The 26,126-nt window shown below is 66.5% G+C and carries 23 protein-coding genes; 7 read left to right on the forward strand and 16 right to left on the reverse strand.

Annotated features, from left to right (window positions below):
• Positions 1-13 precede the first annotated feature (13 nt).
• The 3 genes from urtC to urtA form a co-directional block, all read right to left on the reverse strand.
• Positions 14-1,213: an urea ABC transporter permease subunit UrtC gene (gene urtC, locus AC07O3_RS10380; RefSeq protein WP_093176050.1), complete on the reverse strand. Its 1,200-nt coding sequence runs from the start codon at positions 1,211-1,213 to the stop codon at positions 14-16.
• 32 nt (positions 1,214-1,245) lie between these two features.
• Positions 1,246-2,160: an urea ABC transporter permease subunit UrtB gene (gene urtB / locus AC07O3_RS10385; protein WP_093055853.1), complete on the reverse strand. Its 915-nt coding sequence runs from the start codon at positions 2,158-2,160 to the stop codon at positions 1,246-1,248.
• Positions 2,161-2,245: 85 nt separating this feature from the next.
• Positions 2,246-3,511, reverse strand: a complete 1,266-nt coding sequence (gene urtA / locus AC07O3_RS10390; RefSeq protein WP_093055851.1) for an urea ABC transporter substrate-binding protein — start codon at positions 3,509-3,511, stop codon at positions 2,246-2,248.
• Between the two features lie 257 nt (positions 3,512-3,768).
• On the opposite strand from urtA, the gene AC07O3_RS10395 reads away from it, so the two are divergent.
• The 3 genes from AC07O3_RS10395 (at position 3,769) to AC07O3_RS10405 (ending at position 8,902) form a co-directional block, all read left to right on the forward strand.
• Positions 3,769-7,164, forward strand: a complete 3,396-nt coding sequence (locus AC07O3_RS10395; RefSeq protein ID WP_256330784.1) for a hybrid sensor histidine kinase/response regulator — start codon at positions 3,769-3,771, stop codon at positions 7,162-7,164.
• Positions 7,142-8,041, forward strand: coding sequence for a response regulator transcription factor (locus AC07O3_RS10400; protein WP_093055847.1), 900 nt, complete (start codon positions 7,142-7,144; stop codon positions 8,039-8,041). The genes AC07O3_RS10395 and AC07O3_RS10400 overlap by 23 nt, the downstream gene beginning before the upstream one ends.
• 90 nt (positions 8,042-8,131) lie before the next feature.
• Positions 8,132-8,902, forward strand: coding sequence for a TIGR04325 family methyltransferase (locus AC07O3_RS10405; protein ID WP_093176055.1), 771 nt, complete (start codon positions 8,132-8,134; stop codon positions 8,900-8,902).
• Between the two features lie 24 nt (positions 8,903-8,926).
• Here AC07O3_RS10405 and AC07O3_RS10410 read toward each other — a convergent pair whose 3' ends face one another.
• Positions 8,927-9,406: a Spy/CpxP family protein refolding chaperone gene (locus AC07O3_RS10410; protein ID WP_495339233.1), complete on the reverse strand. Its 480-nt coding sequence runs from the start codon at positions 9,404-9,406 to the stop codon at positions 8,927-8,929.
• 210 nt (positions 9,407-9,616) lie between these two features.
• Here AC07O3_RS10410 and AC07O3_RS10415 point away from each other — a divergent pair, with 210 nt between their 5' ends.
• From AC07O3_RS10415 to AC07O3_RS10430, 4 genes are all read left to right on the forward strand, one after another.
• Complete coding sequence (locus AC07O3_RS10415; RefSeq protein WP_495339234.1) at positions 9,617-10,513, forward strand: SPFH domain-containing protein; 897 nt, start codon at positions 9,617-9,619, stop codon at positions 10,511-10,513.
• 24 nt (positions 10,514-10,537) lie between these two features.
• The gene (locus AC07O3_RS10420) at positions 10,538-10,738 is read left to right on the forward strand and encodes a type II toxin-antitoxin system antitoxin (RefSeq protein ID WP_093073590.1); all 201 of its coding nucleotides are present in this window, start codon (positions 10,538-10,540) and stop codon (positions 10,736-10,738) included.
• 99 nt (positions 10,739-10,837) lie between these two features.
• Complete coding sequence (locus tag AC07O3_RS10425; RefSeq protein WP_495339235.1) at positions 10,838-11,668, forward strand: substrate-binding domain-containing protein; 831 nt, start codon at positions 10,838-10,840, stop codon at positions 11,666-11,668.
• A 39-nt stretch (positions 11,669-11,707) separates the two neighbouring features.
• Complete coding sequence (locus AC07O3_RS10430) at positions 11,708-12,442, forward strand: transporter substrate-binding domain-containing protein (protein WP_495339236.1); 735 nt, start codon at positions 11,708-11,710, stop codon at positions 12,440-12,442.
• A gap of 19 nt (positions 12,443-12,461) precedes the next feature.
• On the opposite strand, the gene AC07O3_RS10435 is transcribed toward AC07O3_RS10430, so the two are convergent.
• From AC07O3_RS10435 to AC07O3_RS10490, 12 genes are all read right to left on the reverse strand, one after another.
• The gene (locus tag AC07O3_RS10435; protein WP_093055835.1) at positions 12,462-12,875 is read right to left on the reverse strand and encodes a hypothetical protein; all 414 of its coding nucleotides are present in this window, start codon (positions 12,873-12,875) and stop codon (positions 12,462-12,464) included.
• Between the two features lie 69 nt (positions 12,876-12,944).
• Complete coding sequence (locus AC07O3_RS10440) at positions 12,945-15,182, reverse strand: M1 family metallopeptidase (RefSeq protein WP_093176063.1); 2,238 nt, start codon at positions 15,180-15,182, stop codon at positions 12,945-12,947.
• Positions 15,183-15,835: 653 nt separating this feature from the next.
• Entirely contained in the window at positions 15,836-17,170 is a 1,335-nt protein-coding gene (locus tag AC07O3_RS10445) for an MFS transporter (protein ID WP_495339237.1), read from the reverse strand.
• Between the two features lie 42 nt (positions 17,171-17,212).
• Positions 17,213-18,319, reverse strand: coding sequence for a porin (locus AC07O3_RS10450; protein WP_495339238.1), 1,107 nt, complete (start codon positions 18,317-18,319; stop codon positions 17,213-17,215).
• A 37-nt stretch (positions 18,320-18,356) separates the two neighbouring features.
• On the reverse strand, positions 18,357-19,325 hold the full coding sequence (locus AC07O3_RS10455; protein ID WP_495339239.1) for a PDR/VanB family oxidoreductase: 969 nt from the start codon (positions 19,323-19,325) through the stop codon (positions 18,357-18,359).
• A 19-nt stretch (positions 19,326-19,344) separates the two neighbouring features.
• Entirely contained in the window at positions 19,345-20,382 is a 1,038-nt protein-coding gene (locus tag AC07O3_RS10460; RefSeq protein WP_495339240.1) for a Rieske 2Fe-2S domain-containing protein, read from the reverse strand.
• Between the two features lie 12 nt (positions 20,383-20,394).
• Positions 20,395-20,619, reverse strand: a complete 225-nt coding sequence (locus AC07O3_RS10465; RefSeq protein ID WP_093055826.1) for a recombinase-like helix-turn-helix domain-containing protein — start codon at positions 20,617-20,619, stop codon at positions 20,395-20,397.
• 35 nt (positions 20,620-20,654) lie between these two features.
• Positions 20,655-21,812: an FAD-dependent monooxygenase gene (locus tag AC07O3_RS10470; RefSeq protein WP_093073573.1), complete on the reverse strand. Its 1,158-nt coding sequence runs from the start codon at positions 21,810-21,812 to the stop codon at positions 20,655-20,657.
• Positions 21,813-21,838: 26 nt separating this feature from the next.
• Positions 21,839-22,834 (reverse strand): Bug family tripartite tricarboxylate transporter substrate binding protein, encoded by a 996-nt coding sequence (locus AC07O3_RS10475; RefSeq protein ID WP_093073571.1) that lies wholly within the window; start codon positions 22,832-22,834, stop codon positions 21,839-21,841.
• Positions 22,835-22,857: 23 nt separating this feature from the next.
• Positions 22,858-23,829 (reverse strand): VOC family protein, encoded by a 972-nt coding sequence (locus tag AC07O3_RS10480; RefSeq protein WP_495339241.1) that lies wholly within the window; start codon positions 23,827-23,829, stop codon positions 22,858-22,860.
• A gap of 13 nt (positions 23,830-23,842) precedes the next feature.
• Positions 23,843-25,318 (reverse strand): aldehyde dehydrogenase, encoded by a 1,476-nt coding sequence (locus AC07O3_RS10485; RefSeq protein WP_093176076.1) that lies wholly within the window; start codon positions 25,316-25,318, stop codon positions 23,843-23,845.
• A gap of 8 nt (positions 25,319-25,326) precedes the next feature.
• Positions 25,327-26,121 carry an aspartate dehydrogenase gene (locus tag AC07O3_RS10490; protein ID WP_495339338.1) on the reverse strand — a complete coding sequence of 265 codons (795 nt, stop codon included), beginning with the start codon at positions 26,119-26,121 and terminating at the stop codon, positions 25,327-25,329.
• Positions 26,122-26,126: the final 5 nt, after the last annotated feature.

Here is a 26,126-nt window from a genome sequence, read left to right on the forward strand (position 1 = left end):
CCGGGTTCAGTCGTCAGGCGCGCTGGCTGCCGACGCCTTCGGGCAGCGTGGGTTCGGGTTGTGCCGCGACTGGTGCCACGGGTGCAGGTGCAACAGCAGAGACCGGCGGCTTGACAGCTGCATCGCGCAGCGCCTGGCGACGCGACTTCCACCACGGCCGGATCTTTTCTTCCCACACTCCGGCAAGCCCCATCGGGAAGGCCATGGTCACGCCGATGAAGAGCCCGGCCATCAGGAACAGCCACAGGTCCGGAAAGCTCTCGGAGAACAGCGTCTTGCCCGCATTCACCAGCAGCGCGCCGTACACCGCGCCCACCAGGCTCATGCGCCCGCCTACCGCGCAGAAGATCACCATCTCGATCGAGGGCACGATGCCCACGAAGCTCGGCGACATGAAGCCCACCTGCAGCGCGAACATCGCGCCACCGATGCCCGAGAGCCCGGCCGCCAGGCAGAAGATGAAGACCTTGAAATTCGACACGTCGTAGCCCGAGAAGCGCACGCGGTCTTCCTTGTCCCGCATGGCAAGCAGCAGCGTACCCAGCTTGCTGGTCTGCACCCAGCGGCACAGCAGGATGCTCGCCACCAGCAAGCCGACGCAGACGTAATACAGCACGTACTTGGCGCTGTCGGTGCGCGTGTCCCAGCCCAGCATCGTCTTCAGGTCGGTCATGCCGTTCACGCCGCCCGTGTAGCCCTGCTGGCCGATGATGAGCACGGTGCAGATCAGCGCCACCGCCTGCGTGATGATCGCGAAGTACACGCCGCCCACGCGCCGCTTGAACATCGCAAAGCTCACGAGCCAGGCCAGTGCCATCGGCGCCAGCACTACCAGTGCAAGGCTCAGAGGCAGGCTCTTGAATGGCAGCCACAGCGTGGGTAGCTCGGTGATCTGGTTCCAGTCCATGAAGTCCGGAATGCCAGGCGTCGACTGGATCTTGGTCGTGATGGGGTCGGAGGCTTCGAGCTTGAGGAACATCGCCATCGCATACCCGCCGATGCCGAAGAACACGCCCTGCCCCAGGCTCAGCACGCCGCCGTAGCCCCACACCATGACGAGCCCCACGGCCACGAAGGCGTAGGTGAGGTACTTGCCCACGAGGTTGAGGCGGAAGATGTCGAGCGACAGCGGCAGCACCACCGCGAGCAGCAGCACCAGGAGCAGCAGGCTGCCGAGCTGGTAGCGCTGGATCGAGGCCTTGATGAAATTCATCGGAACGTTCTCCTGCAAGGGAATCGGGTTCATCAGCGGCGGACCTTGACGGCGAACAGACCTTGGGGGCGCATCATCAAGATCAGCACGATCAGCGACAGCGTCAGCACCTTGGCCATCGAGCCGGTCATGAAGAACTCGGAGATCGACTGCGTCTGCGCAATGCCAAAGGCCGAAACCACCGTGCCGAACAGGCTGGCCGCGCCGCCGAAGGTGACGACCAGGAAGGCGTCGACGATGTAGAGCGAACCCGAGGTCGGCCCGGTCGAACCGATGGTGGTGAAGGCCGCGCCCGCCATGCCGGCAATGCCGCAGCCGATGGCAAAGGTCAGGCGGTCGGTCTTCTTCGTGTCGATGCCGGTGGCGTTGGCCATCGTGCGGTTGGCCACTGTGGCGCGCACCCGCAGGCCCCAGCGGCTCTTGTGCAGAGCGATGAGCACGCCGCCCGTGACCAGCGCTGTGAGCGCCAGCACGAACAGGCCGTTGATCGGAATGTCGAGGCCTTCATGCGGCGTCCACGAGCCCATGAGCCACTCGGGCAGCGTGGGGCTCACTTCCTTCGGGCCGATGAAGGTGCGAAAGATCTGCTGCAGGCCCAGGCTCACGCCCCAGGTGGCGAGCAGCGTGTCGAGCGGGCGCTTGTACAGGTGGCGAATCAGCACCCACTCCACGATCCATCCGGTGATGAAGGCGAAGACGAAGGCCAGCCCGATGGCGATCGGGAAGTAGTACGGCATGAACGCCGGCGCCAGGCTTTCGGTGATGCGCGCGGCCAGGTAGATCGAATAGGCGCCGATGGTCATGAACTCGCCATGCGCCATGTTGATCACGCCCATCTGGCCGAAGATGATCGCCAGGCCCAGCCCCATCAGCAGCAGCACCGCGAAGAGGCTCAGCCCCGCGAAGCCCTGCATGAGGCCGATGTTCATCATGTCCGACAGAGTCATGGCGGGAAGTCCGGAATGTTGGAGTTGCCCCCTCTCCCGCTAGCGGGAGAGGGTTGGGGTGAGGGCCGACGGCCTGCTTGCTGGCTTACTGGTAGCCCTTCGGGAACGGATCCGGCTTGATCAGCTCAGCCGACTCCGCCACCACCTTGAACGTGCCGTCGAGTTGCCCCTGCCCGATGCGCGCCTTGCTCCACAGGTGATGGTTCGCATCCAGCTTCACGTAGCCTTCTGGCGCCGTCTTCAGCTCGATGCCCGGCGAGCCCGCCACCACCTTGTCCACGTCGAAGCTGCCGGCCTTCTCCACCGCCGCCTTCCACAGCCACGGACCGAGGTAGCCCGCCTGCGTCACGTCGCCGATCACCGCGTCCTTGCCGTACTTCGCCTTGAAGGCCTCCACGAACTTCTTGTTGTTCGCGTTGTCCAGCGTCTGGAAGTACTTCATCGACGAGTAGAAGCCCGCGAAGTTCTCGCCGCCCACGCCGGTCATTTCGTCTTCCGTCACGGCCAGCGTCAGCAGGAATTGCTTGTCGCCGGTGATGCCCGCAGCCTTGAGCTGCTTGTAGAAGGCCACGTTCGAGCCGCCCACCACGGCCGCAAAGATGCAGTCGGGTTTGGCCACCTTGATCTTGTTGATCAGCGAGTTGAAGTTGGTGTGGCCCAGCGGGTAGTACTCCTCGCCCTTGACCGAACCCTTCTGGAAGTTCTCGATGTGCTTGCGCGCGATCTTCATCGAGGTGCGCGGCCAGATGTAGTCGGAGCCCACCAGGAAGAAGGTCTTGGCCTTCTTCTCCTTCGCGCCCCAGTCCAGGCCCCAGATGATCTGCTGCGTGGCCTCCTGGCCGGTGTAGATCACGTTCTTGCTCTGCTCCAGGCCTTCGTAGAAGGTCGGGTAGTACAAGAGGCCGTTCTCTTTCTCGAACACAGGCAGCACTGCCTTGCGCGAGGCGCTGGTCCAGCAGCCGAACACGGCCGCGCAGTGGTCGTTGACCAGCAGCTTCTTCGACTTCTCGGCAAAGGTCGGCCAGTCGGAGGCGCCGTCTTCCTTGATGACCTTGATCTTGCGGCCCAGCACGCCACCCATGGCGTTGATCTGGTCGATGGCGAGCTGTTCGGCCTGGATGGAGCCGGTCTCCGAAATCGCCATGGTGCCGGTGGACGAATGCAGCTGGCCCACCGTCACCTCGGTGTCGGTCACGGCGAGCTTGGTGGTGTTGACCTTGGCCGTGGGGAACTGCCCCTGGCCGAAGCTCAGGCCGCTCAGGCCCATCACGGGCAGCGCGGCGGCGCCCTGCAGCAGACGGCGGCGGCGCAATGCCAGGGCATCGAGAGAAAGATCTGAATCACGCGACATCAGGAAACTCCAGGCAGGTTGTTGGAAAGTAGAGCCGCGCACCATCGCAGTGCATCGGACGGTGCCTCGAGCACCATGGCTGGTACTTTAGAAATCACCCGGGTTTGCGCGAATACGTCATTCAACGTAGCGGCGGGAGCCGGCCCTGCCCGCAGACTCGCGAGCCAGACATCGGTGGAAAACATCGAGGGGAAAGAAGCACAGGGAGCGCTTCTTGCTGTACCTGCCCCATGCCACCGCCGCCGCGAGAACCAGCCATGCAATCCGTCTCCGGACAGAAGATCTTTCGCATCCGCCGCGACTACAACGCCTGGGTCGCGAACGAAACGCTGGAGGACTACGCACTGCGCTACACGCCGCGCAGCTTTCGCAAGTGGTCGGAGTTCCGCGTGGCCAACGCGGCCTTCGGCGCCACCTCGTTCCTGGCGCTGGAGGCCATCGGCGGCGCCATCGCGCTGAGCTACGGCTTCTCGAATGCGCTGTGGGCCATCCTGGTGGTGGGGCTCATCACCTTCCTCACCGGCTTGCCCATCTCGTACTACGCGGCCCGGCACGGCGTAGACATGGACCTGCTCACGCGCGGCGCGGGCTTCGGCTACCTGGGCTCCACGCTCACATCGCTGATCTACGCAAGCTTCACCTTCATCTTCTTCGCGCTGGAGGCGGCCATCCTCGCGTTGGCGCTGCAGATGTACCTCGACTGGCCGCTATGGCTGCTGTACATGGTGTCGTCGATCGTCATCATTCCGCTGGTGGCGCGGGGCATTACGCTCATATCGGGGCTGCAGCTGTGGACGCAGCCGATCTGGATCGTGCTGTTCGTCTGCCCCTTCATCGCGGTGCTGGTGAAAAAGCCCGAGCTGTACGCCGACTTCACCAGCCTGGTCGGCCGCACCTCGGACAGCAGCGGCTTCGATCCGCTCATGTTCGGTGCCGCCGCCACGGTGGCCTTCTCGCTGGTGGTGCAGATCGGCGAGCAGGTCGACTACCTGCGCTTCCTGCCCGAGAAGACCGCCGCCAACAGCGGCCGCTGGTGGACCGCGGTGCTCATCGCCGGGCCGGGCTGGATCGTGCCGGGCATGCTGAAGATGATGGGTGGCGCGTTCCTCGCCTTCCTGGCCCTGCAGCACGAGATACCGGCCAACCACGCGATCGAGCCCACGCAGATGTACCTCACGGGCTTCTCGTACGTGCTGCGCGACCCGGCCTGGGTGCTGGGCATCACGGTGCTGTTCGTGGTGATCTCGCAGATGAAGATCAACCTGACGAACGCCTACGCAGGTTCGCTCGCGTGGTCTAACTTCTTCGCGCGGCTCACGCACAGCCACCCGGGGCGCGTGGTGTGGCTGGTGTTCAACGTAGTCATCGCGATATTGCTGATGGCGCTGGGCGTGTTCGCGGCGCTGGAGCACGTGCTGGGGTTCTACAGCAACATCGCCATCGCCTGGGTCGGCGCGCTGGTGGCCGACCTGGTCATCAACAAGCCGCTGGGCTGGAGCCCGAAGACCATCGAGTTCAAGCGCGCGCACCTGTACGACATCAACCCGGTGGGGCTGATGGCGATGCTGGTGGCGGCCGCGCTGGCCATGCTGGCCTACTCCGGCGTGCTGGGGCATTGGGCCCGCGCCTTCTCGCCCTTCATCGCGCTGGTGACGGCCATGGCCGTGTCTCCGCTGCTGGCCTGGCGCACGCGCGGGCGCTACTACCTCGCGCGCACAGACATCGACCGCTGGAAGCCGGGCCAGAGCGTGAAGTGCTCGGTGTGCGACAACAGCTTCGAGTCTGAAGACATGGCGCACTGCCCTGCGTACAGCGCGCCGATCTGCTCGCTGTGCTGCACGCTCGAATCGCGCTGCCACGACCGCTGCAAGACCAACTCGCGCGCGGCCGAGCAGATGAGCGGCTGGCTGCAGGCGCTGCTGCCGCCGGCGCTGTCGGCGCGGCTGAACTTCCGCGTGGCGCACTACCTGCTGATAGCCGCCTCGCTCATCGCGTTGCTGGCCACCGTGGTCGGCGTGGTCTACGCGCAGGAGGCGCTGGCGGGCACCAGCGATTCGGTCATGGCGACGGCCTTCCTGAAAGTGTTCGCGCTGCTCTCGGTCGTGGCCGCTGTGGCCGCGTGGTGGGTGGTGCTGGGCAGCGAGAGCCGGCAGATGGCGCAGGAAGAATCGAACCGCCACAACAATCTGCTGGCCCTCGAAATCGAGGCGCACCGCCGCACCGATGCCGCGCTGCAGACCGCCAAGGAAGCCGCCGAGGCCGCGAACCAGGCCAAGACGCGCTATGTGGCCGGCATGACGCACGAGCTGCGCACGCCGCTCAACAGCATCCTGGGCTACTCGCAGATCCTGCTCAAGGGCGACGCCGTGACGCCGCCGCGCGAGGCGGTGCAGACCATTCACCGCAGCGGCGAGCACATGCTGGGCCTGATCGACGGCCTGCTCGACCTGGCGCGCATCGAGGCCGGCAGGCTGCAGCTCGAACCCGCGCCGCTCGCGCTGCCGGCCTTTCTCGACCAGCTCGTGCACATGGTGCGGCCGCAGGCGGAGAACAAGGGCCTGGCCTTCGTCTTCACGCACGCCGGGCAGTTGCCGCCATGGGTGCATGCCGACGCGAAGTGGCTGCGGCAGATTCTCATCAACCTGCTGACGAACGCGGTGCGCTTCACCGACAGCGGCACCGTCACGCTGCATGTGGATGCGCGGCGCGAGGTGCTGCGCTTCGACGTGGTCGACACCGGCATCGGCGTGGCGGCGCAGGACCACCAGCGCATCTTCCTGCCCTTCGAGCGCGGTGCGGCGGGCCGCCGCCGCGGCGAGCCCGGCACGGGGCTGGGCCTCACGATCACCGGGCTGCTCACTTCGCTGATGGGCGGCGAGCTCAAGCTGGCCTCGACCTCTTCGCAAGGCAGCACCTTCAGCGTGCGGGTGTACCTGCGCGAGGTGGCCGACCCCGGCCCGCAGGCCAGCAAGGCCGGCGCGCTGCGGCAACCCGTGTCGGGCTACATCGGCGCGCGCCGCACGCTGCTGGTGGTGGACGACCAGCCCGTGCAGCGCCAGATGCTCGCCGGCATGCTCGCGCCGCTGGGCTTCGAGGTGCGCGAGGCTGCGAGCGGCACCGAATGCCTCGACAGCCTGCGCGAGGAGCTGCCCTCGGCCATCCTGCTCGACCTGACGATGGACGACATGGACGGCTGGCAGACCGCCGCGTCGGTGCGCGCCTCGGGCTTTCGCGACGTCCCGATCATCATCGTCTCGGCCAACATGTTCGAGAACCAGAGCGAGCGGCTGCGCGCGGCCGACTGCCAGGCCTTCGTGGGCAAGCCGGTGATCGAGTCGGCGCTGATCGCCACGCTGGAGCGGCACCTCGGCCTTGAGTGGCTGTCGGGCAGCGACGCATTGCCGCCCGTCGCTGCAGAAGACGCGCCGCAGCGCCCGCGCCAGCTTGCCCTTTCGGAAGACGACCGCGCCGAGCTCATGCGCCTCGTGCAGATGGGCCATGTGCGCGGCCTGCACACGGCGCTCGACCGGCTGGCGGCCGCCTCGCCCGCAGCGGCATCGACCTGCACCTGGCTGCGCGGCATGGTCACGCGCTTCGAACTCGACAACCTCCGCAACGCACTGGCCGAAGATGCAGACACCCTCACCCCCTGAATCGCCATCATCATCCGAACGCCCCGTGGTGCTGGTGGTGGACGACGCACCCAGCAGCCTCGGCATGCTGTGCGACACGCTGGAGGCCAGCGGCTACACCGTGCTGGTGGCGGCCGACGGCGAGGCCGCGCTGCAGCGGCTCGAACTGGTGGTGCCCGACGCAATCTTGCTCGACGGCCTGATGCCCGGCCTCTCGGGCTTCGAGACCTGCAGGCGCATCAAGGCCAACCCGGCATGGGCGCACATTCCCGTGCTGTTCATGACGGGGCTTTCTGAAACCTCGCACGTGGTCGAGGGCTTCGAGTGCGGCGGCGTCGACTACGTGGTGAAGCCGATCCGCGCGCAGGAGGTGCTGGCGCGGCTGCACACGCACGCGCGCAACGCGCGCATCACGCGCATGGCCCGCGACGCGGTTGACGTGGCCGGCATGGGCGTGGTGTTCATCGACACGCGCGGGCGCATCGCGTGGCGCTCGCCGCAGGCCGCGCTGTGGCTGCATGCGCTGGAAGACCCGGTAGCGCCGGGCCTGCTGCCTGCTTCGCTGGAACCGGCTCTCGCGCCGGGCGCGGCCATTGCCATCGGCACCGCCACGGGCATGCGGCTGTCGGTGCGCAACCTCGGCGCAGCGGCGCTCGGCGAGACGATGCTGCTCTTCGCCATCCAGCGCGAAGGGCCGGCGGCCCGCCTTGCCGACGCCGCCCTTACGCCGCGCGAGACAGAGGTGCTGTCTTGGCTTGCCAAGGGCAAGACCAACCGCGACATCGGCGAGATCCTGGGCACCAGCCCGCGCACGGTGAACAAGCACCTGGAACACATCTTCGAGAAGCTGGGGGTGGAAACGCGGGCGGCTGCGGCGGCGCTGGCGAGCGGTATGTAACCCCCATGGGGTAACCGCCCCAACGGCACTGGGCTATAGCCCTCGAATGCTCCGGTTGCACCCAGAATGGGCATGCCACCGGAGAAATAGATGCTTTCAGGCCTTCTGCAGTTTCCTCCCCGCGAAAGTGCGTACAGGCGCAAGTTCCTGAACAACACGGACGAGAACCTCTTCATGGGTTCGTTCGAGAGCTTCGCGGCGGCCGAGGCTGGCGCACCGCCCTCCAAGGCCGTTGGCTACGCCAATGCCGACGCGGGCGAGCTCTACAGCCCGCAGATCTATTTCTACGACTATCCCGGCCTCTTCTGGCTGGGCCGCTCCATCGATGCAGGCCTGACGCGCGTGTTCGACCTGGGCGGACACGTCGGCATCAAGTACTACGCCTTCCGCCGCGTGCTGAGCTACCCCGACACCCTGCGCTGGACGGTGTGCGACGTGCCTGGCGTGGTCGAGAGCGGCCGAGCGATGGCCGTCAAGCGCGAAGCGACCGAGCAACTCGGCTTCACCACCGACTACCGCGATGCGAGCGGCTGCGACGTGCTGTATGTGTCGGGCAGCCTGCAGTACCTGCCGACCCGCATGGACGCGATTCTTTCCGCACTGGCCGTGAAGCCCAGGCGCATCGTCATGAACACCACGGCCGTGCACCCCGAGCGCACGATCTACACGCTCAACAGCATCGGCGTGGCCGTGTGCCCGTACCGCATCCAGCACCACGACGAACTCCTGGCCGACCTCGCGCGCTCCGGCTACAGGAAGCGCGATGTGTGGCGCAACGAGGGCAAGCCTATCGAGGTGCCCTTCGTCGACGGCGGGGACAAGCCGTACTACGCGGGCTGCTGCTTCGACCTCATCACCTGATCGCCCGCCGATGCATCGGCCCGGTCAGGGAATGACGGCCGGCAGGTTCTGGTCGGCCGTGTGGCGCTGCTCGGGCGTCATTGCGTCGTAGAGCTTCGACAACGCATCGCTTACCGCCTGCGTGCGCCGGGCACGGTCTTGTGCCTGCATGGCGCGCTGCTGCGCGAACTGCACGGCGGTCAGGTCGTCTGGTGGCGCCGCGGCAGTCATGCCGGCGCGGCTGGCCATGTCCCACACCGCATCGGAGAAGCGGTCCCACAGCTGTGACTGCTCGGGCGTGATCATGAGTTGCACGCGCAAGTCATAGAGCTTGTCGCGGATCTTGCCCGCAGCGGTTGCCGGCGTGGACAGGCCATCGCCTGTGCGCGGGCTCGTCGTGCTGTCGGGCCGCGTGCCGCGCCGGCCTCCGCCCATGCCACCACCACCGCCGAACTGCGCAAAGCAATGGCCGCTCACGGCGACAAGGGCTGCGGCAAGCGCGAAGCGCTGCAGGGGTCGATTCATCATCATTGCGGGTTCCTTCGATGCCAGGCCCTCGAAGGACCACCGCGCATTTCAGGCGCGGCAGCTGTCCCGGGCGTTGCGAGCCCGTAAACCCGGGGTAAAGCAAGCCGTCTTTACTTCTAGATCGAGGCAGCGCCTCCATCGGCCTCGAAAACATCTTGACGGCCTTCAAAAAGATATTAAAGTGATATCACTTTTAACGGAGGCTACATGCAAGAGAAGACCCCCACAACACCGCGCAAGGTCCGCAAGGAGCGCCCATATCGGTCGATCAACGGCTACGGCGTGTCGGCCGTGGTGTTGCTGCTGATCGCTGTCGGCATATGGGCGCTGGTGCAGCGCCTGATGCCGCTGCCCATGAGCATTCTGCTGATCGTGATCGGCCTCGTGCTGATCCCCGGCCTCTACATGCTGCAGCCCAACGAGGGCATCATCCTCACGCTGTTCGGCGAGTACCAGGGCACCGACCGCGCCGAGGGCCTGCGCTGGACCAATCCGCTGCAAAGCGGCCAGAAGATCTCGCTGCGCGCACGCAACCTCAACACACCGCCGCTGAAAGTGAACGACAAGCGCGGCAACCCGGTGGAGATCGGCGCGGCAGTGGTGTGGAGGGTCTACGACACGGCGCAGGCCGTGTTCGAGATCGACGACTACAACAAGTTCGTCGCCATCCAGGCCGAAGCGGCCATCCGCCACCTTGCCACTCTCTATGCCTACGACAGCGGCGACGACCTGCAGAGCGAAGAAACCACGCTGCGCGCCGGGCTCGACACGGTGGCCGATGCACTCAAGGACGAGCTGAACCAGCGCTTTGCCAGCGCGGGAGTCGAAGTGCTCGACGCCAAGCTCACCCACCTCGCCTACGCCCCCGAGATCGCTCAGGTGATGCTGCGCCGCCAGCAGGCGGTGGCCATCGTCAGCGCGCGGCACCAGATCGTGGCTGGCGCGGTCGGCATGGTCGAGGCAGCGCTCAAGGGCCTGTCGGAGCGCAATCTCGTGGTGCTGGACGACGAGCGCAAGGCCTCGATGGTGTCGAACCTGCTGGTGGTGCTGTGCTCCGACCGAGAGACGCAGCCCGTGGTCAACACCGGTACGCTGTACACCTGAAGCCCGTCTCTCTACCCGCACCCGATGGCCAGTCCCGGAAAAAAATCCTACCCCCTGCGCATCGATCCGGCCCTGTGGGCCGAGATCGAACGCCTGGCGGCGCAGGAGCTGCGAAGCGCGAACGCGCAGGTCGAGTTCCTGCTGCGCGAAGGGCTGGCCAGGCGAGGAAGGCTGCCCGCCGCGGACGCGGGCAAGCCCGACGAGCCTGCGTCATCCCCTCAGTGATAACCCCGAATCCGCTGAAGGCCGAATGACAGCCACGGCTTCTACGATGGCAGTAGCAGGCGGCGCCCACGCCGCCGCTCCCTTCCTTCTGGAGACATCGTGACGAAGCCCATTCTTTTTTCTTCCTTTCGCACCCTCACCCGCCGCGCAGCCCTTCCGCTGATTGCGGCCCTCGCGCTCGCCGGCTGCGGCGGCCTCGGCGGCGGCAGCAAGCCCGCCGGTGGCGACATCCACGTCATGACCTCGGGCGGCTTCACCGCCGCCTACAACGACCTGCGCCCCGAGTTCGAGCGCAGCAGCGGCCGCACCGTGAAGACGGCATACGGCGCCTCGATGGGCAACGCCGACGACTCGATCCCCAGCCGCCTCGCACGCAACGAGCCGGCCGACGTTGTGATCCTCGCTCGCCCCGCGCTCGATGCACTCGTCGCACAGGGCAAGGTCGTGCCCGGCAGCCAGGTCGACCTGGTGCGCTCGGCCATCGGCTTCGCAGTGCGCAAGGGCGCGCCCAAGCCCGACATCAGTTCCGTCGATGCGCTGAAGCGCACGCTGCTCGCGGCCCCGTCCATCGCCTACTCGGCCAGCGCAAGCGGCACCTACTACGAGACCGAGCTGCTCAAGAAGCTCGGCATCGAAGACCAGGTCAAGCCCAAGAGCAGGCGCATCCTGAGCGAGCGCGTCGGCACAGTGGTAGCGCGCGGCGACGCGGCGCTCGGCCTGCAGCAGGTGAGCGAGCTGTTGCCCATCGCGGGCATCGACTACATCGGCCCGCTGCCGGCAGAAGTGCAGCAGGTGACGGTGTTCTCTGCCGGCGTGGCCACCGCATCGAAACAACCCGATGCGGCACGGCAACTGATCCGCTATCTCAACTCGCCCGCTGCCGCGCCCACCATCGCCAAGACGGGGCTAGAGCCGCTGACGGCACCGTAAACTGGCGCGCATCCCCCGCTCTCATCGACGAACCACGCCATGACGATCTCCCCCGCCCTCGTTTCCGCTTTCGCGCCCAGCGGCACGCTGCGCGCCTCGATCAACCTCGGCAACCCCATCCTGGCCAACAAGGACGCGGCCAGTGGCGAGCCGGTAGGCGTATCGATCGACCTGGCGCGCGAGTTCGCACGGCGGCTCGGCGTGGGCGTCGAGCTGGTGGTGTTCGAGAAGGCGGCGGCTTCGGTCGAGGCTGTCAAAAACGAAAAGGCCGACATCGGCTTCTTCGCCATCGACCCGGCACGCAGCGAAGGGCTGCTGTTCACCGCGCCCTATGTGCTGATCGAGGGTAGCTACCTCGTGCCCGAAGCTTCGGCGCTCGCCGACAACGCGCAGGTCGATGCGAAGGGCCATCGCATCTCGGTCGGCTCAGGCAGCGCCTACGACCTGTTCCTCACGCGCGAAATCAAGGCAGCCGAGATCGTGCGGCTGCAGGGCGCGGGGCCGGCGCTTGCTGCACTGCGTTCAGGCGAAGTCGAAGTGGCGGCCGGCATCCGCCAGATGCTCGAAGGCGAAGCGCAGCGCGCACCCGGCGTGCGCGTGCTGCCGGGCCGCTTCATGGTGATCCAGCAGGCCATGGGCACGCCGGCCAGCCGCGGCGCCGCGGCACAAGCCCTGCTCGCCGCCTTCGTCGAAGAGATGAAGGCCAGCGGCTTCGTGGCCGATGCGCTGAAGCGCCATCGCATCGAGGGCGCGAGCGTGGCGCCCGCGGCCTGACCTACCGGCGCTTCAGCCGTCAGAGCTTGTACGCCTCCACCGGCCCCCGCGAGTAGAAGAGAAAGTAGCCCGTCGAAGTCTGGAAGCCGTTCTTCTTCCAGCCCGCCGGCACTTTGAAGATGCCTAGCTGCTCGCTCGCCATGCCGACGAAGGCGGTGCTCTCCTTGTCGGTGGTGATGCGAGCCCATTGCTCGCGCGTGACCGGCTTCATCTGCATCTTCGGTTCGCTCCACTCGGGCGTGCGCACCTTGTCGCGCATCACGTAGCGGTCGCCCTGCTTCTCTATCTTGATCAGTTCCTTGAGCGCGCCGTTCTGCTTGACGGCGTAGGTGCCGACCAGTTCGGCCTCGGGGCCGCTGCTGCTGCTTGCGCCGCATGCGGCGAGCAGCAACGCCGATGCCCCGGCCGCCAGCCATTTCAATGCTGTGTTCATGTTGATCCTCGTGCGATGAGGCGCGCACCGACCGATATGCCGGGCGGCGCGCGCCGGTTCAAACAACGCTCAGCGCTTGTCGTTCTCGCGCAGCTTCAGGCTGCCCTGGAAGCGCAGCGCATGCGGGTACTCTTCCTTCTCGACCCCGGCATCTACCGCCGCCATCTTCTGCTGGCTCACCTGCGTCTTGGCCAGCAGGGTCGCCGGCAGGTTGACCACGCCCTTGATCTGGTCGTACTGCGCCTGCGTGATGCGCCCCACGCTCAGCAGCCGGAACGCATCGCGCTCGATATTCAGCAGCAATGGCTTGTTGCTCGCAAAGCTCTGCGCCTTGGCCAGCAGTGCGCTCCACGACTGCGCGCTGTAGTTGCTCACGTAGTAGTCCTGCCCGGTCGGCCCGGCCAGCACGGCCGTGCAGCCTGGTAGCTCGATCTGCGTGCTGTTGTTCGACATCACGAAGGTCTGGCGCTTTTCCATCGCGTCGCCGTATGCCAGCGTGACGGGAACGGTCCAGGTCGAGGCCGGGTACACGTTCTGGTTGGGGAACGACTCCTGCGTGATGTTCACGTAGGTGCTGTTGCCCGCGCACTGCGCATCGACCGTGAGCAGCGGAATGCCGGTCTGGCGGATGAGGCTGTCGCCGATGTCGCTCACCTTCTTGTCGGTGGCCTTCTCCAGCGAACTCCACAGCCGCGAAGGCGTGACGTTGCCGTACGCGTAGTCCTTCAGGTAGATCTGCAGGCCCTTCTGCATCGCCTCTTCGCCGATGTAGTTCTGGATGGTCTCCAGCACGTGGCTGCCCTTGTTGTAGACGAAGATCGACGGGCTGATGAAGCCGAACGAACCCGCGTCGTTGAGGTTGCGCTGCACCGGCACCGCCGTGTTCTTCAGGTCGGCCACGATCACGTTGTGCTTGTCCAGCACGTAGTCGGAGAAGCTGTAGTACTCAGGGTGGAACTTGATCGTGGTGCGCCTTTCGAACCAGCGCGCGAACGACTCGTTGAGCCACACGTTGTCCCACCAGTCGAGCGTGACCAGGTCGCCGAACCACTGGTGCGCCACCTCGTGCGTGACCACCGTCACCGAGTACAGCGTGGGCGTGTCGCCCGGCTTGGTGAGCACCGAATCGGCAAACTCGAAGATCGAGCCCCAGTTCTCCATGCCGCCGAAGCCGGTGTTGGGCTTGTTGTTGTAGCTGTCGTTAGCCGCGACGGTGTCGAACTTCTTGAAGGGCAGCGGGATGCCGGTGTACTTGTAGTAGTAGTCCATCGACACCTTGGTCCACTCCATCGCGAACTTGGCCCAGTCGGCGCGGCCTGGCGGCGTGAACCAGCGCAGCGGCATGTCGCTGCCGTCGAGCGGGTTCTTGAAGTTGTCGGCCAATATGTCGAACTTGCCGCCGCCGAAGAAGGTCAGGTACATCGGCATCGAAGGCGTCTTCTCGAAGGCCACGCGCTGGTAGCCGTCGGGCAGCTTCGTTGCCTCGGTCTGTGCGCCGTTCGACACCGTCTTCCAGTCGCCCGGCACCTCGGCCGAGATCTCGAAGGTGTGGCGGAAGGCCGGCTCGTCCCAACCCGGGAACCATTGCCGCGCATAGTTGGTTTCGCCCTGCGTCACGATGGCATCGCTGCTCACGCCCTCGGGCGTGGAGAGGCCCACCTTGAAGATGCCTGTGGCGGCCGAACAGAACGGGTTGCGCGCCACCTCCGCGGGCGGGCAGTACTCGGCGTCGGAGAACTGGATCTTGCCGTCCCACTCCATGTGCAGCAGGTACTTGCCCTTTGCGATCTGGCCGTCGTTCAGGCGCAGCTGCACGAAGTCGCCCAGCGTCTGCGGCGTGGGAATCAGCGGAATCGCCTCGGCAGGGCTCGACACCTTGCGCAGCGTGGTGCGGCCCTTTGCAAAGTTCAGGTTGTGCGCGGCAACGACGATGGCGTCGACCGGCTTGAGCACTTCGATCTCTACATCACCGCGGCCCACGAAAGTCTTGAGCGCCGCATCGGGACGGAACCATAGCTTGTAGTTGCTGGGCCAGACGGTGTCGGGCAGTTCCATCGGCTTGGCCGAACGATCGACCGCTGCAACGGCGGCATTCGCCGCGTTGGGCACGCCGTCGTCGGGCGTCTTCGAGGTGGGGTCGGACACGGGTGCCGAAACAACGGAGTCCGACGGTGCGCTGAGGCCGGTGCCGGCACCGCCGAGCGAAGCGCCGCCACTGTCTCCGCCGCCGCCGCATGCCGTCAGAACGGCAAGGGTCACTGCGGTGATGGCAAGATGATTGACCACCGGGGTACTGAATTTTTTCATGATCGCCTCTGAGTACTCTTGGTAAGAAGAAACATGCGCCGTCCCGCATGCGCCCGGCGGATAGCCGGCGATGCGCGTGACGCGCGCGGTGATGAGATGAACAACGGGGTTATCTGGGAAGAAAAACGGGCAACACACTGCCCTCCCGGCGAACGCTTTCGTTCGTCAGGACCACACAGTCATGCAAGGTCACACCGCGTGCGAGGCGGTGGTCCCAGGATGCGAGGCGTAAGAGGTTCCATTCCCGTCAGACGCGGGGTGATGGGATGCAAGCGCGGGGCTGTAGTGCGAAGGCTCGCGCTCAGTGCCGGCGCATCTGCGCGGTGCGTTTCCGCGAAGCGGAAGCGGCACGAACCATGTCGGTTATGGCAAGACTTTCTGCGGCTCTTGTCGTTGATTTCACGCGCATTCCCTCGTCCATTGATGTGCGCCAGTTTTAGCTGAACGAACAAGTCAGCTCAACGAATCGCGGAACTTTTCTCTCTCAAAATGTTCGCGCGCCATAGGCCGAATGGCGTCATGACATGCGGCGCACGCCGTGCGCTATGTAGATGGTTCTAGCGTCGAAACACCTGCTCACGCAGATGACAGAAATCGGCCCCATGCACTGTGACTGCGTGGCCACAGTACGAAGGTACAAGCCTTCGAAAAGCTCAGGAAAGCTGTGAACCTGAGACTGCTGCAGCGCCGTGCGTGCGGTCGCGCAGCCACAGCAAGAGGCCGCATGCGAACACCACGACCTGCGTGCCGATCAGCAGCGCAAAGCCCGCGAAGAAACCCGAGGCCGAAGCCGCCGATGCAGCGGCCGTGCTCGCGGTGCCCGAGACATGCGACACCGCGCTGATCACGCCGCCCATCAGCGCCGGCATGAAGCCCGCCACGAGGCTGCCCGCGCCATTGGTCACGCCGAACGCACTGGCCGTGTGCTCGGGCCGCGAGCAGTACTGCACCGTGCTCGGAATGGCTGGGCTCTGAAGGCCCCAGAAGAAGTTGGCTGCTACAAGGCAGCATGCCGCCGCATACGGATCGCGCGCGTTGATGGCCATCAGCACCGACAGCGCCACACCCGCGCTCGCGCCCATGAAGATGAATGGCACGCGCTCGCGTCCGACCTTGTCGATGAGCACGCCGCCCACGAACACCGCGAGCACCGTGGCGTATTGCGGCAGCGAGGCCAGCCAGCCCATCTCGCGCATCGAAAAGCCTCGCGCTTCGCGCAGATACGTCGGCAGCCAGTTGCTGCTGCCCCAGAGGTAGGCCAGCGCGGCCGAGGTCAGCAGCGTGATGAGGAACAGGTGCCGCGTGTGCAGCGCGCCCTTCACGATGCCGCCCACGCGCGCCATCGCCTCGCCGAACGACGAAGGCTTCACGCCATCGGCATGCACCGGCGGCATGCGCACGAAGGCCAGCACCAGCGGAATGCCGAGCACGATGTTCAGCACGCCGAGCACGTGGAACGATGTGTCCCACGCGAACTGCGTAAGCAGATAGCCAACCAGCGGATAGCCAATGGCCAGCCCCAGCCCCGTGCCCATGTTCACGAAGGCATTCGGCTTGCCGTTCTCGTCGCTGCGGAAATGTGCCTTGATGTACGCCGAGGCCAGCGAGAACAGCGGCCCCTCGGACACGCCCAGCAGGATGCGCGAGGCCAGCAACATGCCGTAGCTGTGGAACATCGGCGAGGCCCACGTCACCACGCCCCAGAGGATCAGGCCGTACACCAGGCTGCGCCGCACACCGAACAGCGCCGAGCAGAACGGCGTGAGCACGAAAGCCGACACGCCGTAGCCCAGCATGAAGGCCGTCGCCAGGAAGCCCTGGCTCACGCGGTCGGTGGCCGCGATACCCACATGGTTCAGGAACGCGGCATCGGTGATCAGCACCGCGATGTTGATGCGGTCCACGTAGGAGATCGCGACGATCACGAACAGCGTGATGACGCCGTACCAACGAAAGTTCTTGCTACTGCGGATGCTGTTGCTCTGCATGACCTGTCCTGCCGATGTGGGAGTGGTGACGCGCCCTTGCGCCTAGAACATGTGGCGCATGCCGAACTCGGTGCCGCTGGAGGCGCGGTTCGGCGCGGTGATAGCGCCCGAGAGGGCTTGCGACGCGCCATTGCTGTTGCTGATGCGCGCGATGGTCGCGTACAGCGCGGTGCGCTTCGACAGGTTGTGCACGTAGCCGATCGCCAGCTTCGACGAGGTGGGCTTCAGCGTTGCGCCGACAGGCTCCAGCCGGTAGCGCGCATACGAGGCCTTGATCTCGCCGGGCCCGATGGGCAGCTGCAAGCCGATGAGCGCGCCCTTGGCATCGGTCGTGCCCTTCGACTCCTTGTACAGCTCGCTCGTGAGCTTGAGGTTCATGAGCGACGCATCGAAGGTGTAGGACGCGCCGAGATTGGTCACGCGCAGGTCGCCGCTCGCATAACGCGTGCGGCCTGTGGCCAGTGCGATGTTGAGCCCGCCGCTCTGGTAGCCGAAGCGCGCGCCCGTGTGGTCGCCGTCATGCTCGTTCGACACCCGCGTGCCAGGCAGCACCGAGTTGGAATCGTTCTCGCCCATCGCGTACATCACCTGCCCGTAGAAGCCGCCGAGGCTGGCCGGCAGCAGGTAGCCGATGCTGTTCGAGGCACGCGTGCCCGTGGGCGCGACGAGGCCACCCAGGCCCGAGAAGTAGATCTGGTTCGCGCCGATGCCGCCGCCCGTGCCGAAGGGGTCGAAGATGGCGGTGTTCCAGAACGCCGGCACATAGTCGCGCCCCAGCCGCAGTTCGCCGAAGGGCCCTGCGAGGCTCACGGTGGAGCGGCGGTTGAAGCTCAGTACGCCCGCGGTGCCATTGCCGCTGGCCTGGTTGTTGGAGTTCGACGGAAAGCCCGTGCCGCTGTCGTTCTGCAGACCCATCTCCAGCCAGAAATTGGCCGAGTAGCCGCCGCCCAGGTCTTCCGTGCCTCGAAAACCGAGGCGGCTGAACATGTTGCCGCTGTTGGTCAGCTGCGTCCTGTGGGCCGAACCGTTGCCGCTGCCCTTGGTGTAGGTGACGGCTGCGTCGACCACGCCGAAGAGCGTGAGGGAAGATTGGGCCAGCGCTCCGCCAGCCGTGCTGGCCGCAGCCAGCGCGATCAAGTAGTTTTTCATTGGATTTTCGGGAGTGGTTTTTCTCTGGCCGCGGGCCTCAGATGTCGAGCACCAGCCTCTCGCCCTTGCAGCGGGAGACGCAGATCATCATGGTCTTGTTGGACGCACGTTCGATCTTGGTGAGGATGCCGTCGTGATGGTCGACCTCGCCTTCGAGCACAGCCGTTTCGCAGGCGCCGCAGACGCCCTCCTTGCAGCTGTGGTCGGGGTTGAGGCCGGCGTCGATCAGGCTGTCGAGAATCGACTTGCCCGCCGGCACCTCGACGCTCTTGCCGCTCTTCGCGCACTGCACCACGTAGCTCTGCGTGGCGCTTGGCGCCTCCGCATGCACGGCGGCGAAGCGTTCGATGTGCGCGTTGGCGTAGCCCAGTTGCTCGCAGCCCTTCTCGAAGGCATCGAGCATCGGCGTGGGGCCACAGCAGTAGTAGTGGCTGGCGCTGCCCTTACCCGACAACAGCTCGACGAGGTTGGGCGGCGCGCCCTTCTCGTCGTCGAAGTGCCAGGTCAGCTGCACCGATTTTTCTTTCGCCAGCGCTTCGATGCCGTCGCAGAAGGCAGCCTCCTTGCGGGTGCGTGCGCAGTACAGGATTTCAACTGGCTTGCCGATGGCCACCAGCCGCTGCAACATGCACCAGATGGGCGTCACGCCGATGCCGCCGGCCACGAGCACCGAGCGTTCCGCGCCCTCCTCCAGCTTGAAGTTGTTGCGCGGCGCCGAGATGGGCAGCGTCATGCCCACGCGCAGCTGCTGGTGCACGTAGCGCGAGCCGCCGCGGCTCTTGCGGTCGTTGAGCACGCCCACCACGTAGCGCTGGCGGTCGCTCGATGGGTTGCACAGCGAGTAGCTGCGCACAAGCCCGTTGGGCAGGTGCAGGTCGATGTGGGAGCCGGCCTCGAAGGCAGGAAAGTCCACGGCAGGCGTGGCCGGCCGGAACTCGACGCTCACGATGCCGTCGGCCTCGTAGCGCATGGTGTGCACGAGGGCGTTGAGCGTGGGAGAAGACATGGCTTCGCTCGCTTCCCGCTCAGGCCGCTGCGGCTTCCGCCAGCTGGGCCTGCGCCAGGTTGCGCATGTGGCGGCGCAGGCGAACGATGCCCAGGTCGTGCTGGTACAGGTTCTCGTGCTGGTTGGCGTCGGGCTCCATCTCTTCGAGCATCACGCGGTCCTGCTCCAGCACGTGCCAGTGGCGCGCTTCGAGACGGTTCTTGTAGAGGAAGCGCCAGGTGTCGCGCTGCCAGCCCGGCTCCAGCTTGCGCACGCGCCAGAAGAAGGTGGCCGTCATGCCCTTCACGATCGGCGAGAAGGCTCCAATGATGATGAAGTTGCCGCCAGGGCCGCCGGTCTTGGGGTACGGAATTTCCAGGCGCATCCAATGGATGCCGGTGTCAGCCCACTCGGTCCAGTCGAAGTTGACGTTGCGCTGGCCTTCCTTCTCGAACACGAAGCCGATGTCGGTCGGGCGAATGCCGAACTTCGCGCTCGAGTCGCCCTCGGCCATCGAATGCGACTGCTTGTGCAGGTACGTGCCGTGCATCGGGTCCATCACGTTGTCGAGCACGTAGCGGTAGTCGCCCTTCCACTCGGTGTAGCAAAGGAAGCTCGAATACCCGGCGTCGTCGGTCAGTTGCTCGGGCAGCATCAGCGGCGGCGCAATGTCGACCGGCTCCTTCGAGTTGTAGAGAAACACCGCACCCGCGCGCTCCTGCACGTGGAAGTGCCGAGTCGCCTTCGAGCCTTCGAGCTTGCAGCCGGGGCTGCCGGGCACGCGCGTGACGACGCCGTCATGCCGCACCTCGACGCCGTGATACGGGCACGAGAGGCGGTCGCCCAGCACCACGCCCTGCGACAGCGGCGCACCGCGATGCGGGCAGCGGTCTTCCAGCGCGTGCAGCACACCTTCGCCGTCGCGCCACAGGGCGATCTTGCGGCCGAGACGGCGCAGGGAGATGGGGTTCTCCTTGATGAAGTGCGAGGGGCAGATCGGATACCAGAGGTCCTTCAGGCCGATCTCGAGAAGATGATCGACCGGATCGGCGGGAACGGGTTGGATTGCGATGGTCATGGTGGGTACTCCTCAGGCGGCCAGCGCGGCCATTTCCTTGCGGTACAGCGCCTCGGTCCAGGGCTGGCCGCCCGGCGTGGCAAGGCCGCTGTCGTTGAGCCGCTGCACGAGCCCTGGCAGGTCGTGGATGCCGTCGCCGAAGGCGCGCTCGATCACGTCGCCCAGCAGGTCTTCGTAAGTGGTCGCGGGGCGCTGGCGCGCCTGGTGCGGTTGCAGGTAGCGGTCTTGGGGTTGCATCGTGAGCCTCCGTGGGGCGAGCGAGGTGAAGTGAATCAGGCGGCGGCCATGGCCGGGGTTGCGAGCGGCGCGGTCCAGGCGTCGTAGCCATAGACCCAGTCGGCATTGCCACCTTCGCGCAGCCAGTTGTTGCCGCGCGAGCCGAGCTGGACCTGGCTGGCGCGTTCGATGCGCGCCTTCTCGAAGCCTTGCAGTGCGGCCGGAACGTCGGCCATGGCCACGCCTTCGAGGTGGCGCGACAGCACCACCGCGTCTTCGATGGCCATGCCCGCGCCCTGCGCCATGAAGGGCAGCATCGGGTGCGCGGCGTCGCCCAGCAGCGCCATGCGGCCCTGCGCCCAGGCGGGCATGGGGTCGCGCTCGTACAGCGCGGTCTTCAGCACCGTGTCGCAGGCGTCGAGCAGGGCACGCGCCTCGGGGTGGTAGGCCACGTACTGCTCGCGCAGCTCGTCGACGCTGCCCGGCGCGGTCCACGACTCGAGATGCCAGGTGTCCTGCGGCGTGGTGGCGAAGATGAAGATGTCCTTGCCGCGGTTGAGCGGGAAGGTGACGATCTGGCTCTGCGGGTTGGGGCCCCACCACTTGGTGAAGGCGCCGAGGTTGGGCACGCCGGCCACGCGTTCGGCGGGCACCACGGCGCGGTACGCGACGATGCCGGTGAAGCGCGGGCTCTCCGCGCCGAACATCGCGGTGCGCACGCAGGAGTGGATGCCGTCGGCACCGATCAGCGCGCCGACGCGGGCGCTGGTGCCGTCGGTGAAGGCGATGGTCACGCCGGCTTCATCGGCGGCGATGGTCTCGGCGCGCTTGCCGAGCGCGACCTGCTCCGCCGGGAACATGTCGGCCAGCGCGGCCAGCAGGTCGGCGCGGTGGATGGTGAGCTGCGGCGCGCCATAGCGCTGCTCCGCCGAATCGGCCATCTCCAGGCGCGAGGTTTCTTCGCCGGTGTCGTAGGTGCGGCTGATGCGGTGCGACGGGCGTGCTGCCGTCACGCGGGCCGCCTCGCCCACGCCGAGGCCGTCGAGCGCGCGCACGGCATTGGGCGTGAGGTTGATGTCCGCGCCGACGCGGGCGAACTGCTTGGCCTGCTCGAACACGATCACGTCGTGGCCCGCGCGCCGCAGCGCAATGGCAGCCACGAGGCCGCCGATGCCGGCGCCGACGATGCCGATGGTTGATTCGCTTGTCTTCATGAGAGCTTCTTTCGCGTGCGGCCGGCTTATTCGGCAACGATGTTGCGGGCCTTGATGATCCTGGCCCATGTGGCCGTCTCATCGCGGATGTACGCGGCGAACTCGGCGGGCTTCATGGCCGCGTCGGTCATGCCCTGCAGCTTCAGGCGCTCGCGCACCTCGGGCTGCGACAGCATCTCGGCGGCGTCCTTCGCGAGCTGTTCGACCACGGCGGGCGGCGTGCCCTTGGGCGCCATCAGGCCGTACCACGAGGTCACGGTCACGCCCTGGATGCCCTGCTCCGCCAGCGTGGGAATGTCGGGTGCGGCGGGGCTGCGCTTGGCCTCCGTGATGCCGATGGCGACCAGCTTGCCCTGCTTCAGGAAAGGCAGCGTCGCGGGCAGGTTGCTGAACATCAGCGGCACCGAGCCGCCGAGCACGTCGTTGAGCGCGGGCGGCGTGCCCTTGTAGGGCACATGCAGCATGTCGATGCCGGCCTGCTGCTTGAACAGCTCGCCCGCCAGGTGCAGGCCACTGCCCACGCCGGGCGAGGCATACGACAGCGTGCCGGGCTTGGCCTTGGCCTGCGCCACCAGCTCCTTCGCATTCTTGATGCCCGATGCGGGCGACGCCACCAGCACATTGGGCGCCTTGGCCAGCATGGTGATCGGCACGAAGTCCTTCGCCATGTCGAACGGGAAGTTGGGCATCAGCGTCGGGTTGATGGTGACGTTGCCCGCGGGAATCACCAGCAGCGTGTGGCCGTCGCCCTTGGCGCGCTTGACCTTTTCCATGCCGATGTTGCCGGCCGCGCCGACCTGGTTGTCGACCACGGCCGCCTGGCCATAGCGCTTGGCAAGGCCATCGGAAAGCACGCGGGCCAGCGTGTCGACCGGACCGCCGGGCGGGAACGGCGAGATGATGGTGAAGCGCTCGCTGGCGAGCTGCTTCTGGGCCTCGCTCTGCTGCGCGTGCACGGGTGCGGCGAGCGTGAAGGCCGCCAGCGCGGCGAACAGGACGGAGAAGGAGAAACGTCGTTGCATGAGATTCGAGGGATTCGAGGGGTTCATTTCTTTTCGGTGAGGAAAGCGCCCTTCGGGCCTTCCGCGTTCTTCTGGCGTCGGGTGTTGCCGTCTAGGCCGCCGTCCACCGCCCATTCGGCGAACACCGTCGGGCCCGGCTCGAACTCGCGCGGCTGCCATTCGGCGGTGAGCTGGTCTTCGTCGGCGTAGTACTCGATGAGCCCGCCGGCCGGGTTCTTGAAGTACCAGAAGTACGCCGACGACACCGGGTGGCGGCCCGGGCCCAATTGCGTCTCCCAGCCACGGCGCGAGAAGTGCAGGCCACCGCCGAACACTTCGTGGATGTCGCGCACGGTGAAGGCCACGTGGTTCAGCCCGCGCTTGCCCGAGGGAATCTGCAGCAGGAACAGGTCGTGGTGGCCGCCCTCTGCCGCGCAGCGCATGAAGGCGCCGCGGTTCGGGTAGCTGTCTGACGCCACGAAGCCGAAGCGCTGCGCGTAGAACGCGCTGGTGGCCTTCACGTCGCTCACGAAGAACACGACATGGCCGACTTCGATGGGTGTCGCGCGTTCGTAGATCGGCGCGGCCTGGTTGATGCGCAGCTTGGCATTCCAGGTGTTCATGGCGGCGCAATCGACCTGCACCGCGCGCTTGCGGCTGACCTGCAGGCGCACGGCCAGGCCGTTGGGGTCGATGCAGCCGATGCGGCGCGCGCCGTCGATCGTGCTGTCGAAGAAGGCCGGGTCTTGCACGATGGCGGCGGCGTAGCGGTCGAGATCCGCATCGCTCTCGACGCCCCACACCACTTCGCGCAGCGTCGGGCCCTCTTCCATCGCGGGCGGCAGGCCCGGCTTGTCCAACGCCGCGACGACCACCTTGCAGCCGTTGAGGCATTCGAAGACGAGTTCGTCGGAGGCTTCCGACTTCAGCGTGAGGCCCCAGTCCTCGAAGAACTGGCGGCATGCGGGCAGGTCGTCCGCGCCGTAGGTGATCTGGTCGATGCCAAGTACGCTCATGGTGCGGTCCTCTTCAGTTCGCCCATGGGAGCGGTTGTTCGTTCGTGCCCCAGTACATGCTCTTCTGTTCCATGTACTGGAAGATGCCTTCGCGGCCCTTCTCGCGGCCCAGGCCGCTGTCGCGCCAGCCGCCGAACGGCGTGGACACGGAGAACTGCTTGTAGGTGTTGACCCAGACCGTGCCGGCCTGCACCGCGCGGCCGAGCTTCCAGGCGCGCTTGAAGTCGCGACTCCACACGCCGGCAGCCAGCGCGTAGACGCTGTCGTTGGCCTGCGCGATCAGCTCTTCCTCGTTGTCGAAAGGCATCGCGACGAGCACCGGGCCGAAGATTTCTTCCTGGCTGATGCGGGCGCTGTTGCCCAGGCCTTCGATGATGGTCGGCTTGTAGAAATAGCCCCGGTCATAGCCATCACCATGCGGGCGTACGCCGCCCGTGCGAATCCTGCCGCCTTCGGACACGCCGAGGTCCACATAGCGCTCGATACCCTCGCGATGCTTCGCCGTGATGAGCGGGCCCATCTGCGTGCGCTCCGAAGCCGGGTCGCCCACGCGCAGCGCATTGGCGCCTTCCGCGAGGCGCGTCAGGAACTCGTCGTAGATGCCACGCGCCACGAAGAGGCGCGAGCCCGCGATGCACGACTCGCCCGACGAACTGAAGATGCCGTACAGCACGCCGTTCACCGCGTGGTCGAGGTCCGCGTCGTCGAGCACCATGGTCGGCGACTTGCCGCCGAGTTCGAGCGACACCGGCATCATCTTGTCGGCCGCAATGTGCGCGATGTGCTTGCCCGTGGTGGTGCCGCCAGTGAACGACACGCGCTTGACCAGCGGATGCTTGGTGATCGCATCGCCAATCACCGAGCCCTTGCCCGGCAGCACGCTGACGATGCCCTTCGGCACGCCGGCCTGCTCGCAGATGCGGGCCAGTTCCAGCGCCATCAGCGGCGTCACCTCGGCGGGCTTCACGACCACCGCGTTGCCTGCAGCCAGCGCGGGCGCCAGCTTCTGCGCCTCGCTGGCAATGGGCGAGTTCCACGGCGTGATGGCCGCGACCACGCCCATGGGCTCGTGCACGCTCATCGTGACAAAGGCGCCGCGCGACGGCGTGATGGTTTCTTCCAGCGTCTCCAGCGCAGCGGCGAAGAACTGGAAGGTGCCCGCAGCGCTGGCCACGAGGTTGCGTGTTTCGGTGATCGGCTTGCCGTTGTCCAGGCGCTGCTTCTGCGCGAGCGATTCGCTCTCCTCGCGGATCAGTTGCGCCACACGGTGCAGCACGGCGGCGCGCTCGTGCGGCAGGCGCTGGGCCCAGCCGCTGGTGCGGAAGGCGTGGTCGGCGCGGGTGATGGCCTCCTCGACATCGGCGAGGCTCGCGGCCTTCAGGCGCGCGATCGGCTCGCCGGTGGCGGGGTAGAGGCTTTCGTAGACGTCGCCGCCGCCCAGGCGCCATTCGCCGGCAATGCAGATCGGAAGGAGTTCGGAAGAAATCATGGAGTGACTCAGATGGCGAGCGCGGCAACGCGGTTGCGCAGCGCGCGCACGGCGCTGTACACGGTGAGCGCGGATGTCTTGGGGTTGGCCGCGAGCGGCTTGTTGCGCATGGTCAGCTCGAAGCTGCCGAAGGCGCCTTCGGCTTCGACGGTGTGCACGTTCTCGGTGGTGGCGGGGTCGGCAATCAGGCGCACCTGTGTCCTGTCGAGCCCGAGCCCCGCGAGCGAGACGGTGGCGGCGACGTTGGCGTTCTTCGGATAGAGCAAGGCCGCTTCGCGCGCGCTGCCTTCGAAGATCACGGTGGGCTGCACCAGCGCATCGAGGTCGCGGCCCTGTTCGGCCGGCGTGCCCTTCCATGCCTGCGGCGGCTTGCGGCCGGTGTAGCGCACGCTGTCGAGGCCGCCGATGCGGGCTGCGGCGAGTGCATCGATTGCACCGATGGCGCCGGGAATCAGCTGCACCTGCGTCTTGCCTGCGATGGCGGCGGCTTCGAGCTTTTCGGCGAAGCCGGCGGTCGACAGCGCGCCGACCGAAGCGACCACGCAGGGCGTGCCGCGTGCCAGCGCGGGCAGCACATGCTCTTCGATGGCCGCATGGCCAGCCGTCTCGACCACGAGGTCGATGCCATCGGCAGGCACGCTACTGCCAACCTGCACGCCGGGCGCAACCTTCTGCGCCGCGGCCACGCCCTCGGCGGGCACGACGATGGCAACCACCTCCAGGGCGGCATCGCCCTTGAGCAGTTCGAGCACCGAGGTGCCGATGGCACCGCAGCCTACGAGGGCAATACGCAATGCGGGCAATGCGC

Source organism: Variovorax sp. GW821-FHT09D05, from assembly GCF_059416325.1.

What these genes read in the sequence shown, in the direction of transcription:
- AC07O3_RS10395 (WP_256330784.1), top strand. Translation starts at nt 3,769, where the DNA reads ATGCAATCCGTCTCCGGACAGAAGATCTTTCGCATCCGCCGCGACTAC.
- AC07O3_RS10485 (WP_093176076.1), bottom strand. Translation starts at nt 25,318, where the DNA reads ATGATTTCTTCCGAACTCCTTCCGATCTGCATTGCCGGCGAATGGCGC.
- AC07O3_RS10480 (WP_495339241.1), bottom strand. Translation starts at nt 23,829, where the DNA reads ATGAGCGTACTTGGCATCGACCAGATCACCTACGGCGCGGACGACCTG.
- AC07O3_RS10405 (WP_093176055.1), top strand. Translation starts at nt 8,132, where the DNA reads ATGCTTTCAGGCCTTCTGCAGTTTCCTCCCCGCGAAAGTGCGTACAGG.
- urtA (WP_093055851.1), bottom strand. Translation starts at nt 3,511, where the DNA reads ATGTCGCGTGATTCAGATCTTTCTCTCGATGCCCTGGCATTGCGCCGC.
- AC07O3_RS10440 (WP_093176063.1), bottom strand. Translation starts at nt 15,182, where the DNA reads ATGAAAAAATTCAGTACCCCGGTGGTCAATCATCTTGCCATCACCGCA.
- AC07O3_RS10455 (WP_495339239.1), bottom strand. Translation starts at nt 19,325, where the DNA reads ATGTCTTCTCCCACGCTCAACGCCCTCGTGCACACCATGCGCTACGAG.
- AC07O3_RS10465 (WP_093055826.1), bottom strand. Translation starts at nt 20,619, where the DNA reads ATGCAACCCCAAGACCGCTACCTGCAACCGCACCAGGCGCGCCAGCGC.
- AC07O3_RS10445 (WP_495339237.1), bottom strand. Translation starts at nt 17,170, where the DNA reads ATGCAGAGCAACAGCATCCGCAGTAGCAAGAACTTTCGTTGGTACGGC.
- AC07O3_RS10470 (WP_093073573.1), bottom strand. Translation starts at nt 21,812, where the DNA reads ATGAAGACAAGCGAATCAACCATCGGCATCGTCGGCGCCGGCATCGGC.
- AC07O3_RS10400 (WP_093055847.1), top strand. Translation starts at nt 7,142, where the DNA reads ATGCAGACACCCTCACCCCCTGAATCGCCATCATCATCCGAACGCCCC.
- AC07O3_RS10430 (WP_495339236.1), top strand. Translation starts at nt 11,708, where the DNA reads ATGACGATCTCCCCCGCCCTCGTTTCCGCTTTCGCGCCCAGCGGCACG.
- AC07O3_RS10410 (WP_495339233.1), bottom strand. Translation starts at nt 9,406, where the DNA reads ATGAATCGACCCCTGCAGCGCTTCGCGCTTGCCGCAGCCCTTGTCGCC.
- AC07O3_RS10415 (WP_495339234.1), top strand. Translation starts at nt 9,617, where the DNA reads ATGCAAGAGAAGACCCCCACAACACCGCGCAAGGTCCGCAAGGAGCGC.
- urtC (WP_093176050.1), bottom strand. Translation starts at nt 1,213, where the DNA reads ATGAATTTCATCAAGGCCTCGATCCAGCGCTACCAGCTCGGCAGCCTG.
- urtB (WP_093055853.1), bottom strand. Translation starts at nt 2,160, where the DNA reads ATGACTCTGTCGGACATGATGAACATCGGCCTCATGCAGGGCTTCGCG.
- AC07O3_RS10475 (WP_093073571.1), bottom strand. Translation starts at nt 22,834, where the DNA reads ATGCAACGACGTTTCTCCTTCTCCGTCCTGTTCGCCGCGCTGGCGGCC.
- AC07O3_RS10435 (WP_093055835.1), bottom strand. Translation starts at nt 12,875, where the DNA reads ATGAACACAGCATTGAAATGGCTGGCGGCCGGGGCATCGGCGTTGCTG.
- AC07O3_RS10460 (WP_495339240.1), bottom strand. Translation starts at nt 20,382, where the DNA reads ATGACCATCGCAATCCAACCCGTTCCCGCCGATCCGGTCGATCATCTT.
- AC07O3_RS10450 (WP_495339238.1), bottom strand. Translation starts at nt 18,319, where the DNA reads ATGAAAAACTACTTGATCGCGCTGGCTGCGGCCAGCACGGCTGGCGGA.
- AC07O3_RS10420 (WP_093073590.1), top strand. Translation starts at nt 10,538, where the DNA reads ATGGCCAGTCCCGGAAAAAAATCCTACCCCCTGCGCATCGATCCGGCC.